11 protein-coding genes and 1 pseudogene are annotated in these 13,320 nt (G+C 62.3%); 6 read left to right on the top strand and 6 right to left on the bottom strand.

What is annotated here, in order from left to right; genetic code table 11:
* Positions 1 to 96: 96 nt before the first annotated feature.
* From AC30NL_RS08545 to AC30NL_RS08565, 5 genes are read right to left on the bottom strand one after another with little or no spacing between them, the layout of a single operon-like run.
* A complete protein-coding gene (locus AC30NL_RS08545; protein ID WP_489463576.1) occupies positions 97 to 1,383 on the bottom strand; it encodes a sulfate adenylyltransferase subunit 1 in 1,287 nt (428 codons plus the stop codon).
* Positions 1,383 to 2,342, bottom strand: a complete 960-nt coding sequence (gene cysD / locus AC30NL_RS08550; protein WP_489463577.1) for a sulfate adenylyltransferase subunit CysD — start codon at positions 2,340 to 2,342, stop codon at positions 1,383 to 1,385. The genes AC30NL_RS08545 and cysD overlap by 1 nt, the downstream gene beginning before the upstream one ends.
* The gene (locus AC30NL_RS08555) at positions 2,339 to 3,085 is read right to left on the bottom strand and encodes a phosphoadenylyl-sulfate reductase (protein ID WP_489463578.1); all 747 of its coding nucleotides are present in this window, start codon (positions 3,083 to 3,085) and stop codon (positions 2,339 to 2,341) included. Before AC30NL_RS08555 ends, cysD begins: the two co-directional genes overlap by 4 nt.
* Entirely contained in the window at positions 3,082 to 3,618 is a 537-nt protein-coding gene (locus AC30NL_RS08560) for a DUF934 domain-containing protein (protein WP_489463579.1), read from the bottom strand. Before AC30NL_RS08560 ends, AC30NL_RS08555 begins: the two co-directional genes overlap by 4 nt.
* A 4-nt stretch (positions 3,619 to 3,622) precedes the next feature.
* A complete protein-coding gene (locus AC30NL_RS08565) occupies positions 3,623 to 5,320 on the bottom strand; it encodes a nitrite/sulfite reductase (protein ID WP_489463580.1) in 1,698 nt (565 codons plus the stop codon).
* Between the two features lie 257 nt (positions 5,321 to 5,577).
* Here AC30NL_RS08565 and AC30NL_RS08570 point away from each other — a divergent pair, with 257 nt between their 5' ends.
* A complete protein-coding gene (locus AC30NL_RS08570; RefSeq protein ID WP_489463581.1) occupies positions 5,578 to 6,522 on the top strand; it encodes a patatin-like phospholipase family protein in 945 nt (314 codons plus the stop codon).
* Positions 6,523 to 6,714: 192 nt separating this feature from the next.
* On the opposite strand, the gene phaP is transcribed toward AC30NL_RS08570, so the two are convergent.
* Positions 6,715 to 7,269 (bottom strand): TIGR01841 family phasin, encoded by a 555-nt coding sequence (phaP, locus tag AC30NL_RS08575; protein ID WP_489463582.1) that lies wholly within the window; start codon positions 7,267 to 7,269, stop codon positions 6,715 to 6,717.
* A gap of 186 nt (positions 7,270 to 7,455) precedes the next feature.
* Between phaP and AC30NL_RS08580 the strand changes: the two are divergent.
* From AC30NL_RS08580 to AC30NL_RS08600, 5 genes and pseudogenes are all read left to right on the top strand, one after another.
* Positions 7,456 to 8,382, top strand: a pseudogene (locus tag AC30NL_RS08580) (histone deacetylase family protein); the annotation flags it as partial.
* Positions 8,383 to 8,457: 75 nt separating this feature from the next.
* Positions 8,458 to 9,159 (top strand): nitroreductase, encoded by a 702-nt coding sequence (locus tag AC30NL_RS08585; RefSeq protein WP_489463585.1) that lies wholly within the window; start codon positions 8,458 to 8,460, stop codon positions 9,157 to 9,159.
* Between the two features lie 14 nt (positions 9,160 to 9,173).
* On the top strand, positions 9,174 to 10,166 hold the full coding sequence (locus AC30NL_RS08590; RefSeq protein ID WP_489463583.1) for a 2-hydroxyacid dehydrogenase: 993 nt from the start codon (positions 9,174 to 9,176) through the stop codon (positions 10,164 to 10,166).
* Positions 10,163 to 11,674 (top strand): ABC transporter permease/substrate-binding protein, encoded by a 1,512-nt coding sequence (locus tag AC30NL_RS08595; protein ID WP_489463584.1) that lies wholly within the window; start codon positions 10,163 to 10,165, stop codon positions 11,672 to 11,674. Before AC30NL_RS08590 ends, AC30NL_RS08595 begins: the two co-directional genes overlap by 4 nt.
* 54 nt (positions 11,675 to 11,728) lie before the next feature.
* A complete protein-coding gene (locus AC30NL_RS08600; protein ID WP_489463586.1) occupies positions 11,729 to 13,192 on the top strand; it encodes a DNA recombination protein RmuC in 1,464 nt (487 codons plus the stop codon).
* The last annotated feature ends 128 nt before the right edge of the window (positions 13,193 to 13,320 follow it).

The raw sequence follows: 13,320 nt of genomic DNA on the forward strand, positions 1-13,320 counted from the left end.
AGCACAGCCATAGCCCGGGCTATGGCGAGCATTTGCAACGACGAGCAGGGGTCTTTTGGCGTGATGAGCGGGCATGATCGAAATACTCTCAGCCTCTCAGGCGGCCTGCTTGACGAGCAGCGCGCCGCTGGTGCGATTGCTGGCCGGGTCCACGATGATCAGCGAGCCGCCGATGCGGTTGGACTCATAGGCCTCGATCGGCAGCGGCTGCTGCGTCTCAATGAAAACATGGCCCATCTCGTTCACTGCCAGTTCGTGGGCCTCGTGCTCCTCCAGCGTGTGGATGTCGAGCTTGCTCTCGATGCTCGAGATGCGCGCCTGCACCCAGCGGTTGCCGTGGCGCACCAAGTACTTACGGCCGACGATGGCGGGCTCAGTGTCGAGCCATGCCAGCGTGGCTGAGAAGCGCTGCGTCTCATGAACGGTTTGTGGTGTTGAAATCCAGTCGCCGCGCGACACGTCGAGTTGACGGTCCAGCACGATGCCGGCCGATTGACCCGCCTCGGCGCCATCGACGACGTCTCCGGCCAGACGCACCTGCGCGACCGTTGCGACCTGCCTGCTCGGGAACAGTTGCACCTGGTCTCCCGCCTTCACGCGCCCATGCGCGATGCGGCCCCACAGCGTTCGCGGCTGGTTGCCCGTCCCTTCGCCTTCACGCGCCACGTACTGCACGGGGATCAGCAGGTCGCCTTCCTTGCGCTCTTGCGTCGGAGGCAGGCTCTCCAGCAGTTGCAGCAGCGATGGGCCGTCGTACCAATCGGCATCGAGTGGCTGCGTCACGTTGTCGCCGCGCAAGGCGGAGACGGGGATGATCTCGGCGATGGCAATACCAGCCTGTTGCGCAAAATCGCGCAGTGCAGTGCGCACCGCGGCAAAGGCCTCGCCGGGGTTGTCGACCGCATCGAGCTTGTTCACCGCGAACACGATACTCGGCACGCGCAACAGATGCGCCAGCAGCGCGTGGCGGCGGGTCTGCGCCAATAGCACAAGCGGCTTCGCGCTGATGTCGAGCTTGGTGATGTCGACCAGCACGACGGCGGCATCGCTGCCGGCGGCAGCCGTCACCATGTTGCGCGTGTACTGCTCGTGGCCTGGCGCGTCGGCGATGATGAACTTGCGCTGCTTGGTGGCGAAGTAGCGATATGCCACGTCGATCGTGATGCCTTGTTCGCGCTCGGCTTCGAGGCCGTCGGTCAGCAGCGACAAATCGATGGGCGCACCTGCCGCCTTCTTCTCGAGCGTGTCGAGTTGATCAGCGAGGATGGCGCGGCTGTCATACAGCAATCGCCCGATGAGCGTGCTCTTGCCGTCGTCCACGCTGCCTGCCGTAAGGAAGCGCAGGGCGCGGTGGTCCTTGGGGACTGTGGTGGCGGCAGTCATCAGAAATAGCCCTCCTTTTTGCGACGTTCCATTGATGCGTCGGATGTGCGGTCGTCCATGCGTGTCGCGCCACGCTCGCTGACGGTCACGCGCAGTGTTTCGGCCACGATGTCGACGGCGTTTGCTGCCGGGCTTTCGACCGGGCAGGTGCAGGTCATGTCGCCCACGGTCCGGAAACGCACCTCGGCCGTTTCGACAGACTCGTCGGCTTCAGGCGGCGTCACTTCCGTCAGCGGCACGAGCAGGCCCTTGCGGCGGATCACTTCGCGGCTGTGGGCAAAGTACAAGCTCGGCAGCGGGATGTTTTCGCGAGCGATGTACAGCCATACGTCGAGCTCGGTCCAGTTGCTGATCGGGAAGGCTCGCATGTGCTCGCCCGGCTTGATTCGGGTGTTGAACAGCGTCCAGAGTTCGGGGCGCTGCTCCTTTGGCTGCCATTGGCCGAAGCTGTCGCGGTGAGAGAAGATGCGCTCCTTCGCGCGGGCCTTCTCTTCGTCGCGGCGGGCACCGCCCATCAGCACGTCGAAGCGATGTTCTTCGATGGCTTCGAGCAGGGCCACGGTCTGGTGGCCGTTGCGCGATTCGAGCGGATGCGACAACCGGACGGTGCCACGCTTGATCGAATCTTCAAGGTGTCCGACGACGAGGCGCTCGCCCATCTGGGCCACGCGCTGGTCGCGGAACTCGATCACTTCGGGAAAGTTGTGACCCGTGTCCACGTGCAGCAGCGGAAAGGGGAGGCGGCCCTTGTACTCGCCGTCGCCGATCTTGGTCTTGAAGGCTTTCTCGGCCAGTCGCAGCACGACGCAGGAGTCCTTGCCGCCTGAGAACAGCAGGGCAGGGCGCTCGAACGCCGCGACGGTTTCGCGCAAGATGAAGATGGCTTCTTCTTCCAGCCAATCGAGGTGGGTGTGATCCAACTCGGGCAGCAATTGCTCGATGCTCAACGGGGCGTTCATGACTTGGCTCCAATCATCGACACGGCGGGTCCTTCATGAACGTGAAGCCCGCACTCTTTCGCTCTTTCGTCTTCCCACCACCAGCGTCCGGCGCGGAAGTCTTCGCCCACCGCGATTGCTCGCGTGCACGGCGCACAGCCGATGCTCGGCATGAATTCGTCGTGCAGGGGGTTGTACGGGACGTCGTTGGTGGCGATGTAGTGCCACACGTCATTCCAGGTCCAATCTGCGAGAGGGCTGAACTTGGTACGGCCCTTGTCGTCGAGTTCGTTGAAGGGCACTTCGCCGCGATTGTTCGATTGCTCGCGGCGCAGGCCGGTGATCCATGCATCGCGATTGGCAAGCATGCGCGACAGCGGCTCAAGTTTGCGAAAGCCACAGCAGGCTTTGCGCAGGTCGATGCTTTTGTACATCGCCTTCTCGCCGTGCGTCTTCACGAACTGGATCGCCACTTCCGGGACGGGCTTGTAGACCTCGACCTTCAAGCCGTAGCGCTCTTCAATGCGCGGGATCAGCGCGGAGGTTTGCGGATGCAGCATCCAGGTTTCGAGCGTGCCGAGGGAAATGGGCAACTGGTGGCGTGCGATCAGGTCGGTGATGACCATGTCTTCAGCGCCGAGGCTGGTGGACTGCACGATGCGGCCCGGGTGTTGGGCCACAGCTTGCTTCAGCATGGCAAGCGCATGCGCCACGCGTGCGTCAAAGTCCTTGCCCTGGCGGGCGTAGAGGGAGATTGCGCTCATATCGAGGCGCCCGCGTTGACGAACACTTCGGCGCTCGAGTTTTCTTCGCCCGGAGGTCGCGCGAACAACGGTCGCGGATCGTGCGTATCGCCCTGGTAGTGGCCAGGGAAGAAGCGCAGCGAGCGTTCGGCCGCTTCGATCGACTGGTCGGCCCGCAGAGCCACGGCATCGAACCCGGTGCGCGCGAGCAGCAACACCATGTCCACGAGCACCTCGCCAGTCGCCCGGACTTCGCCCTTGAAGCGATAGCGCGAGCGCAGCAGATGTGCCTGGCTGTAGGCGCGGCCATCGACCCACTTCGGGAATTGGAGTGCCACGAGCGACAGGCGCGGCAGGTCTTCGGCCAGATCTTCGATGTCCGCATCGTTGTCGTACGCCACGCCAACCGGCGTATCAGGGGGCCACGCGCTGCGCACTGCGCGCCATTGCGTGAGGGTAAGCAGACTGTACGGCGCCGGCGTGAGCGTGACCATCGGGCCGTCCTCGCCCGTGATGGTGTGCCAGGCGTCCTTGGATTTGTCGATGAACTTCATGGGGTCAATCTGCCTTGGCCGTCGTGCGGCGCTGAGCGTTCGCGGCGGTCTTGAACGGGTCGAGTCCGACGCGCTTCACGGTGTCGATGAATTTTTCGCTCGCTGCAGTGCGCTCATGGCGATAGGTGTCGATGACGGCTTCGATCACGTCGGGCACCTCGTCGGCTGCGAAGGAGGGGCCGATGACCTTTCCAGGTGCTGAGCCGCCGCTGATGGCCGAACCGTCGAGGCCACCGAGCGTGATCTGATACCACTCGCTGCCGTCCTTGTCCACGCCCAGCACACCGATGTGGCCGCTGTGGTGGTGGCCGCAGGAGTTGATGCAGCCGCTGATATGCAGGTCGATGTCGCCGATGTCGTAGAGATCGTCGATGTCGTCGAAGCGCTCGGTGATGGCGGCGGCGATGGGGATGGAGCGCGCATTGGCCAACGCGCAGAAATCACCGCCGGGGCAGGCGATCATGTCGGTAAGGAGGCCAATGTTGGGCGTTGCGAAGCTGGCAGCGCGAGCCGCTTCCCACAACGCGAAGAGATCTGATTCTTTGACCCAGGGCAGCACGAGGTTCTGGTCGTGCGACACGCGCAGTTCGCCGCTGCTGTAGCGGTCAGCCAGGTCGGCGGCGAGTTCCATCTGCTGATCTGTCGCATCGCCCGGAGCCTGGCCGGTGCGCTTGAGCGACAGTGTCACGGCGCGATAGCCGGCGATCTGATGTGAATGCACATTGCGCTCGAGCCAACGCTGGAATGAGGCCGGCGCATGGCTCGGCACCAGCAGCTTGTTCTCATCGGCCACCACGCCCGTCGGCACTTGGAAGTGTGACGCAACGCGGTTGAATTCTGTCTGAGTGATGATGTGCGCCGAGCCGTCAAGGTCGCGTTCGAGAATGTTCTTGTATTCCTCGTTCACGTCATCAATGAAGCGCTGGCCTTCGGCCTTCACCAGGATCTTGATGCGCGCCTTGTACATGTTGTCGCGACGGCCGTAGCGGTTGTAGACCCGCACGATCGCTTCGATGAACACAAGGATCTGCTGCCAGGGCAGGAATTCATTAATGACTGTACCGATGACGGGCGTGCGGCCCATGCCGCCACCCACCAACACCTTGAAGCCGACTTCGCCTGCGTCATTCTTCAGCAGTTGCAAGCCGATGTCGTGCCACGCGATCGCAGCGCGGTCTTCATGGGCGCCACTCACCGCGATCTTGAACTTGCGCGGCAGGAAGGCGAATTCCGGATGCAGGGTGCTCCACTGGCGCAGGATTTCGCAGTAAGGGCGGGGATCCACGATCTCGTCGGCTGCCACGCCTGCGAAGCAATCGCTCGTGATATTGCGGATGCAATTGCCGCTGGTCTGGATGCCGTGCATGTCCACGGATGCGAGTAGCTCCATCACGTCCGCGCTCTTCACGAGCGGGATCCAGTTGAACTGGGTGTTCTGGCGTGTGGTGAAGTGGCCGTAGCCGCGGTCGTACTCGCGTGCGATTCGGGCCAAGGCACGAAGCTGCTTGCTGTTCAACTCGCCGTAGGGCACGGCGATGCGCAGCATCGGCGCATGGCGCTGAATGTACCAACCGTTCTGCAGGCGCAGCGGACGGAACTCATCGTCCGTGAGCGTGCCGGCGAGGTTGCGCTCGAGCTGGTCGCGATACTGCGCCGCGCGTTGGCGGACGAAGTGCTTGTCGAAGTCGGTGTAAGCGTACATGTCAGGTGATCAGCGGTGTCATGAGCGACCCGCCGTCCACGCCGGTCGGTCCGATGATGGCGCCAACGCCGAGGCCGCTCAGAATCGCAATCAAGTTCACGGGATTGGGGGAATGCACGGTCGAGCGGATGCCCGATGGGCCGTGAGTGCGACTTTATTCAGCTTCCTTATAAAGGAGAAGAACAGTTTTTGCGAATGCTTATTCGCTCGTGGAATAGTTGCACGATCGTGAAATGGTCGCCTTCTAGAATTCGGCGATGCTTTTGATGCCCAATTCCAAGTGCCTGAATCTCCGCTGGCTCTCGCTGGTGCTGGGCCTGGTGCTCGCCGCTTGTCAAACCGCCCCGGTGACACCTTCGCCGCCGATCGCGCCGGCGCCGACGTCCACGTCTGCGCCGGAGGTGGTGGCTCCCAAACCTCCACCAAAACCCCCGAAGATCGGCTTGGCGCTGGGGGGAGGCGCGGCCAGAGGCTTCGCACATATCGGGGTCATTCAGGTGCTGGAAGAAAACGGCATCCACCCCGATTTGGTCGTCGGAACGTCGGCGGGCAGTCTCGTCGCGGCACTGTACGCATCCGGCAAGAACGGTGCGGCTTTGAGCCTGTTGGCAGATTCCATGGACGAGACGACCATTACCGACTGGTCCTTTCCCGGGCGGGCACTGATCCGGGGCGATGCCCTCGCACGTTACGTGCGCGATGCCACTGGCAACCGGCCCATCGAAAAGATGCCCTTGTCGCTCGGAATCGTGGCGACCGACCTCGACAGCGGCGCGCCCATTCTGTTTCAGATGGGTGACACGGGCCTTGCGGTACGGGCATCAAGCGCCGTGCCGGCGGTCTTTCAGCCGGTGAAGATCGGCACTCGTGAATACGTTGACGGAGGGCTGGTCTCCCCGGTACCCGTGCGCTTCGCCAAGCAAATGGGTGCCGAAGTGGTGATCGCCGTCGACATTTCGGCTGCCCCGGAGGGCAACCCGACCGGTGACCCGATGCGCATGCTGCTGCAGACTTTCGCGATCATGGGCCGCAGCATCAACAGTTTCGAGCTGCGCGAGGCCGATGTGGTGTTGAGGCCGAGGCTGCCGGGCGTGAGTGGTGCCGATTTCGCGGCACGCAAGAAGTCGATTCAAGCCGGTCGGGACGCCGCGCTTGCACTGCTCCTGCAGTTGAAGGCGAGCATTGCGGCCAAGACCAAGTAACTATGGCTGCACAAATGAAAGAGGCCCGGTCAGAGGACCGGGCCTGAAGGTACACCGATTCGAGGGATTCGAGAGTACCGAGGAGACAACCTTTCAGGAACACCGCAAGCACGCTTGGCGGTACTGCTCAGAGTTGAGCGTCTGTGGGGAAGTTCAACGCTCGTACAAAAATTTACCTCGAACCCGATCCAATTAGGCTGCGCGCTTTGACTTGGTCGTCGCGCCTTGCGTGGCCTTCACTGCGGTAGAGGTCACGGCTTGGAAGTTGGCTTCTGCCACGTCGGCGGCTTGCTTGGCGGCCTTGTGGACGCTTTCGTAGGCGTTGTTGGCTGCAGCAACCGCCGACTTCACCAGGGCAACGGCGTTCTCGGTTCCGGCCGGGGCGTTCTTGACTGCGGTGTCAACCACGCTCATGAACTTGGTTTGGGCTTCAGCAGCGGTTTGCTCGGCAACCTTGGCCACTTCGGCGTTAGTGGCGGCGGCAATGTCATACAGATGACGGCTGTAGGCGGCGGCCTTTTCGGCGGTCGGCTGCAGCAGGCCGGCTTGCAGGGTCAGCAGTTCTTGCGCGTCCTTGACGGACAGTGCAGCACGGGTAGTTTCAGCGACTTCACCGATGGCGGCTTTGGCCACTTGCAGGTTCAGTTCGACGAGCTTTTCGACGCCTTCAAAGGCCTTGTTGGTCAGACCGAAAAGGGTCTCGACGTTGGCTTTTTGGGCGGCAGCGAATTGTTCAGCGGTCAGCATGAGATCTCCAGGGGTTGATTTGACGCTAGGTGTCGCGGCTTTTGCTGCGCTGCACCATGGCCCGAAGAATAGGGGGTCTCGAATGACAAATCAAGCGTTGAATGCTGCGATGCAACATATTAGAACGGTTCTTCTAAATATCCTGCCAAAACTTTGTCCCAGGAGGCGGACGCCACAATCCGGCCTGTGCAGGCCTTCCATTCCGATCATTTCGTGTTGCCTCTCCCGCAGGGGCATCGGTTTCCGCTGGCGAAGTACCGCTTGCTGAGGGAAGCCGTCGAGGGCTTGCTGCCTGAAATCATCTTGCACGAGGCACCCGTGGCGAGCGATGGCGAGCTGGCTTTGGCCCACACGCCGACGTACGTCACGGCCGTGACCGAGGGCCTGTTAAGCGCGGCGCAGCAACGTGAGATCGGTTTTCCCTGGACGCAGCGCATGGTCGAACGGTCGCGCCGCTCTGTCGGTGCAACGATCGCCTCGGCGCGGACGGCGTTGCTCGAAGGCGTGTCCGCCAATCTCGCGGGCGGCACGCATCACGCCTATTCCGACAAAGGGGGCGGGTACTGCGTGTTCAACGACGTGGCAGTCGCAGCAAGGTTGATGCAGGCCGAATGGCATCGGTTGCATCGAGCCCTGCTTCGTGTCGCGGTGATCGATCTCGATGTGCATCAAGGAAATGGCACGGCAGCCATCTTCCGGGACGATCCGACGGTGTTCACCTTGTCGATGCATGGTGCCAAGAATTTTCCCTTTCGCAAGGAGGCGAGCGATCTCGATGTGGAGTTGCCCGATGGCTGCGCCGATGCCGAATACCTCGATGCCCTTGACCGCGCGCTCGACGTTCTTTGGGCGCGTCATGATTCAATGCCGAAGCTCATCTTCTATCTGGCAGGTGCCGATCCCCACGAAGGCGATCGACTCGGTCGTCTCAAGATCACATCCGAAGGCTTGGCGCAACGAGATCGGCGTGTCTTCGCCGCCGCGCACGACCGTCGCATTCCGGTCGCAATATCGATGGCCGGCGGCTATGGCCGAGTCATCGAGGACACGGTCGGCGTTCAACTCAACACAATGCGTGAGGCGATGCAATGCTGGCGTCAATGGAACAATAGGCCATCGCGCCACGCGGCGGCCGGCGGCGCTGAACAGCGCCTTGAACAACTCACTGCAAGGACTGCTGTGAACGCCATAGAACCACCCACCGCCGAACAAACCGCGGCCGTCGATGCGGCCATCACTTCGCGCAAATCGATTCGCGCTTTTCTCCCGACGCCCGTGCCGAGGACGACGACCGAGGAGATTTTGGCGATCGCGTCGCGCGCGCCGTCGGGCACCAATACGCAGCCGTGGAATGTGTACGTGCTGACCAGTGGCGCAAAGGCAGAACTCTCTCGCAAGATCCTCGCAGCGTATGACGACCCCGAAGAGGCGTCGACGCACAAGGAGGAGTACGCCTACTACCCGACTGAATGGCGCTCGCCTTTCATCGATCGCAGACGCAAGATCGGCTGGGACTTGTACGGCCTGCTGCACATCGGCAAGACCGACAAGTCACGCATGCACGACCAGCATGGCCGCAACTACAGCTTCTTCGATGCGCCGGTGGGTTTCATTTTCACGATCGATCGTGTGATGCAGCAGGGCAGTTGGATGGACTTCGGCATGTTCCTGCAAAACATCATGATTGCGGCGCGTGCGCGTGGCCTTGACACCTGCCCGCAGGCGGCTTTCACTCAGTTCCATCGAATCATCATGGAGCACATCGGCGCGCCATCGCAGCAGATGCTGGTGTGCGGGATGTCGCTCGGATACGCCGATCCGGATGCGGTCGAGAACAAGCTCGTGACCGAACGCGAGCCCGTTGCGGGCTTCTCGCGGTTTCTTGAGTGACGCAGGAGGCCGAGATGAAGCCAGCGGTTCTCGTCGCCCGTGCTGTCTTTCCGGAGGTGGTCGAGCGCCTTCGCCACCACTTCGACGTCGAGGTGAATTCAGACGATCGCATCTTCAACAAGGCTGAGCTTGTCGAGCGGCTGCACGGGAAAGTTGGCGTGTTTGCAACTGGAAGCGTGGCCATTGATGCCGAGGTGCTGGATGCGAACCCGCAATTGAAGGTCGTCGCCAACATGGCGGTCGGCTACGACAACCTCGACGTTCCAGCGTGCACGGCGCGCGGCGTGCTGTGCACCAACACGCCCGACGTCCTCACCGAATCCACGGCCGACTTCGGCTTTGCGCTGATGATGGCCACGGCGCGGCGGGTGACGGAGTCGGAGCATTACCTGCGTCGCGGCGAATGGTCGAAGTGGTCTTACGACTTGTTTGTGGGCAGCGACATCCATGGCTCGACACTGGGCATTCTCGGGATGGGGCGCATCGGCCAGGCGATTGCTCGGCGCGGCGCCCACGGCTTTGGCATGCGGGTGATCTATCACAACCGATCGCGCATCAGCGATGCGATCGAGGCCGAATGCAAGGCGCGCTACGTCGACAAGCCGACGCTGTTGCGCGAAAGCGATCACCTGATGATCGTGATGCCGTATTCCAAGGAGACGCACCATTCAGTGGGCGCTGCAGAACTGGCGATGATGAAGCCGACGGCCACGCTCACCAACATAGCGCGCGGCGGCATCGTTGATGACGCCGCCCTGGCCACGGCACTTGCGGCTCGGCAGATTGCTGCTGCAGGCCTGGACGTCTTCGAAGGCGAACCGAGAGTCCATCCCGACCTGCTCAAGGTGTCCAACGTCGTGCTCACTCCGCATATCGCAAGTGCCACAGTCGCGACGCGTCTTGCAATGGCGAATCTTGCAGCTGACAACCTCATCGCCGGCCTCGGATTTGGGCCTCGCTCCGGCAAGCCGCCGACTCCCATCAATCCTGAAGTCCTGCGCCAATGAGGCGATCGATCGCCCGCGGGTTGTGTTGGCTGGCGGCCGCGCTGATCTGCGGGTCGGCTGTGTCCGCGGACAAGCTCGTGGTCGGCTCCAAGCGATTCACTGAGTCCTACATCCTCGGTGAGATCGTTCGGCAGACTTTGGAAGACGCGGGCGTCGCGGCGGAACACAAGCAGGGCCTGGGCAACACCGGCATCCTTGAGCAAGCGCTTGCGACCGGTTCGGTGGACATCTATCCCGAATACACCGGGACCATCGTCCGCGAGTTGCTGAAGAAGGAGGGCAACCCGACGCTGAGTGAACTCAATGCATGGCTCGCGCCACGAGGACTGAAGGCGGCCGTGCCGCTCGGCTTCAACAACACCTATGCATTGGCCATGCGTGAATCGCAAGCCAAGGCCTTGGGTATGACGCGCATCTCCGATTTGCTCAAGCCCCAGGCGGCGCCTCTTCGCTTGGGACTGTCACATGAGTTCCTCGCGCGCGCCGACGGATGGCCCGCGTTGAAGGCGGCCTACAAGCTGCCGATGCAAGCGGCCAGCGGCATCGATCACGGAATTGCCTACGACGCGATCGCAGCGAAGCGGGTGGACGTTATCGACATCTACGCCACCGATGCCAAGGTCGGCCGTTTCGCACTTCGGGTTTTGCAGGACGACCTGGGCTTCTTTCCGAAGTACGACGCGGTGCTGTTGATGCGCGGCAGCGTCGACCCCGCGCCGCTCAGGAGGCTCGAAGGCCGCATCGACGAGAAGGCCATGATTGGGTTGAACGCACAGGTCGAGCTCGACGGCTTGAGCTTTGCCGAGGTTGCCAGGCGATTCGTCGCAGGCCGTGCATTGAAGGAGAACAAGCCGGCACAAAGCTTCTCGCAGCGCCTGTTCGCCGAAGACTTCAGCCGCCTCGCGATGCAGCATCTGCTGCTCGTCTTCGGCTCCCTGTTGATCGCGGTTGCCATCGGCGTACCCTTGGGCATTGTCGCGTGGAGATGGCCGCGAAGCGCCGGGCCCTTGCTCGGACTCACCGGCATTCTTCAAACCGTCCCGTCGCTTGCGCTGTTGGCATTTCTCATCGCGCTCGTCGGCGGAATCGGCTTGCTGCCTGCCGTGCTCGCGCTGTTTCTTTATGCGCTGCTGCCAATCGTTCGCAACACCCATGCGGGACTGAACAACGTTTCCGAAGAGATGGGTCAAGCGGCGTTGTCGCTGGGGCTCACGCCGCGGCAATGCCTTCGCCATGTGCAGTTGCCGTTGTCAATGCCCACGCTCATGGCCGGTGTGAAGACCGCTGCCGTCATCAACGTTGGCACGGCAACCATGGCCGCTTTTATCGGCGCGGGCGGGTTCGGCGAACGCATCGTTGCAGGCCTTGCTGTGAACGACACCGGTGCAATGCTCTCAGGCGCCTTGCCGTCGGCCGTGCTGGCTTTGCTCGTGCAATTCCTGTTCGATCGCATCGAACGCTCGCTATTGCGCGGCCGCGTCAAGGCACCCCTGTCGTCTCAACGATAGACGTATCCGAAGCATCTGCGCGGCGAGACGCGCTGCTGAGACAATGGCCGGATGATGAACTGGCAAGTCTTTCTGATCCTTCTCGCGCTCGTCCTTAATTTCGGATTGCTTTTATGGCTGATCATGCGGCAGCGGCAAACGGATGCCGGCGGCGAGGTCGTGCAACGGATGCTGTCTGTCAGCAGCGAGCGTCTGGAGCGTGAGTTGCGCGACGAGGTCGGACGCAGTGCACAGGGTACGCGCCTGGAACTGGGCAATGCGCTCGGTCTTTTCCAGCAGACCCTGCTCAACCAGCAGGGCGACGTTGCTCGCACTCAGAATGAGCAGATCGACAGTTTTCGCTCGCAACTCGCCACCATGCAGACGGTGGTGAGCCAGGCTCTGCAGGCGGCGGCAAGTGCGCAGACGGCGCAGGCGCAATCGTCGCGCGACGCGCAGGACATGGCGCTCAAGCGTTTTACTGACGCGATGGCCGAGCAGTTGCGGACCATGTCTGACGCGAACGAGCGCCGCATCGGTGAAGTGCGCACGACGGTCGAGCAACGCCTCACCACCTTGCAGCAAGGCAACGAGCAAAAGCTCGAACAGATGCGTGCGATCGTGGACGAGAAGTTGCACGCGACGCTGGAAGCGCGACTCGGCGAGAGCTTCAAGCAAGTGGCTGATCGGCTGGATCAGGTTCACAAGGGCCTCGGTGAGATGCAGACGCTGGCGCGCGATGTGGGCTCGCTGTCGCGCGTGCTCAACAACGTGAAAACACGCGGCACGCTTGGTGAAGTTCAATTGGCAGGGCTTCTGGAACAGGTGCTCACGCCGGAGCAGTACGAACGCAACGTCGAAACCATTCCCGGCACCAACGCTCGCGTCGACTTCGCGGTCAAGTTGCCCGGCCGTCGTGATGACGGCATGCCGATGTGGCTGCCGATCGACTGCAAGTTCCCGCGCGACGACTACGAGCGTTTGCTCGATGCGCTAGATCGTGCCGACAAGGATGCCGTGGACGCGGCATGCAAGGCGATCGAATCGCGCCTGCGGCTGGAGGCAAAGTCGATACGCGAGAAGTACATCGCGTCGCCGCACACGACCGATTTCGGCATTCTGTTCGTGCCGACCGAAGGCCTATATGCCGAGGCGCTTCGACGGCCGGGCTTGTTCGAATCGTTGCAGCGTGACCACCGCATCACGCTCGCTGGCCCGACCACGCTTCTCGCCACCTTGACCAGCCTGCAAATGGGCTTCCGGACTCTCGCACTCGAAAAGCGCAGTGCCGAAGTGTGGGAGGTGCTGGGCGCCGTCAAGACCGAGTTCTCCAAGTTCGGCGACGTGCTGGCCAAGACGAAGAAAAAGCTCGACGAAGCGAGCAGGACCATCGATGCGGCGGAGGTGCGCACACGGGCCATGGCGCGCAGCCTCCGCAGCGTTGAGGCCTTGCCTGACTCGCGTGCACAAGCGCTGTTGCCGGGCGTCGTGATCGCCGACCCGGTGGATGTCACCGAGGACGACGAGGAAACCGCCTGAGAGGCTGAGAGGCTGAGAGGCTGAGAGGCTGAGAGGCTGAGAGGCTGAGAGTATTTCGATCATGCCCGCTCATCACGTCAAAAGACCCCTGCTCGTCGTTGCAAATCCTCGCCATAGCCAAGCTATGG

The organism is Rhizobacter sp. (genome assembly GCA_021153565.1).
Lineage (GTDB): Bacteria > Pseudomonadota > Gammaproteobacteria > Burkholderiales > Burkholderiaceae_C > Albitalea.

Coding starts and splice junctions, on each gene's coding strand:
- AC30NL_RS08600 (WP_489463586.1), top strand. CDS start 11,729: ATGAACTGGCAAGTCTTTCTGATCCTTCTCGCGCTCGTCCTTAATTTC.
- AC30NL_RS08560 (WP_489463579.1), bottom strand. CDS start 3,618: ATGAAGTTCATCGACAAATCCAAGGACGCCTGGCACACCATCACGGGC.
- AC30NL_RS08595 (WP_489463584.1), top strand. CDS start 10,163: ATGAGGCGATCGATCGCCCGCGGGTTGTGTTGGCTGGCGGCCGCGCTG.
- AC30NL_RS08555 (WP_489463578.1), bottom strand. CDS start 3,085: ATGAGCGCAATCTCCCTCTACGCCCGCCAGGGCAAGGACTTTGACGCA.
- AC30NL_RS08590 (WP_489463583.1), top strand. CDS start 9,174: ATGAAGCCAGCGGTTCTCGTCGCCCGTGCTGTCTTTCCGGAGGTGGTC.
- AC30NL_RS08570 (WP_489463581.1), top strand. CDS start 5,578: ATGCTTTTGATGCCCAATTCCAAGTGCCTGAATCTCCGCTGGCTCTCG.
- AC30NL_RS08545 (WP_489463576.1), bottom strand. CDS start 1,383: ATGACTGCCGCCACCACAGTCCCCAAGGACCACCGCGCCCTGCGCTTC.
- cysD (WP_489463577.1), bottom strand. CDS start 2,342: ATGAACGCCCCGTTGAGCATCGAGCAATTGCTGCCCGAGTTGGATCAC.
- AC30NL_RS08565 (WP_489463580.1), bottom strand. CDS start 5,320: ATGTACGCTTACACCGACTTCGACAAGCACTTCGTCCGCCAACGCGCG.
- phaP (WP_489463582.1), bottom strand. CDS start 7,269: ATGCTGACCGCTGAACAATTCGCTGCCGCCCAAAAAGCCAACGTCGAG.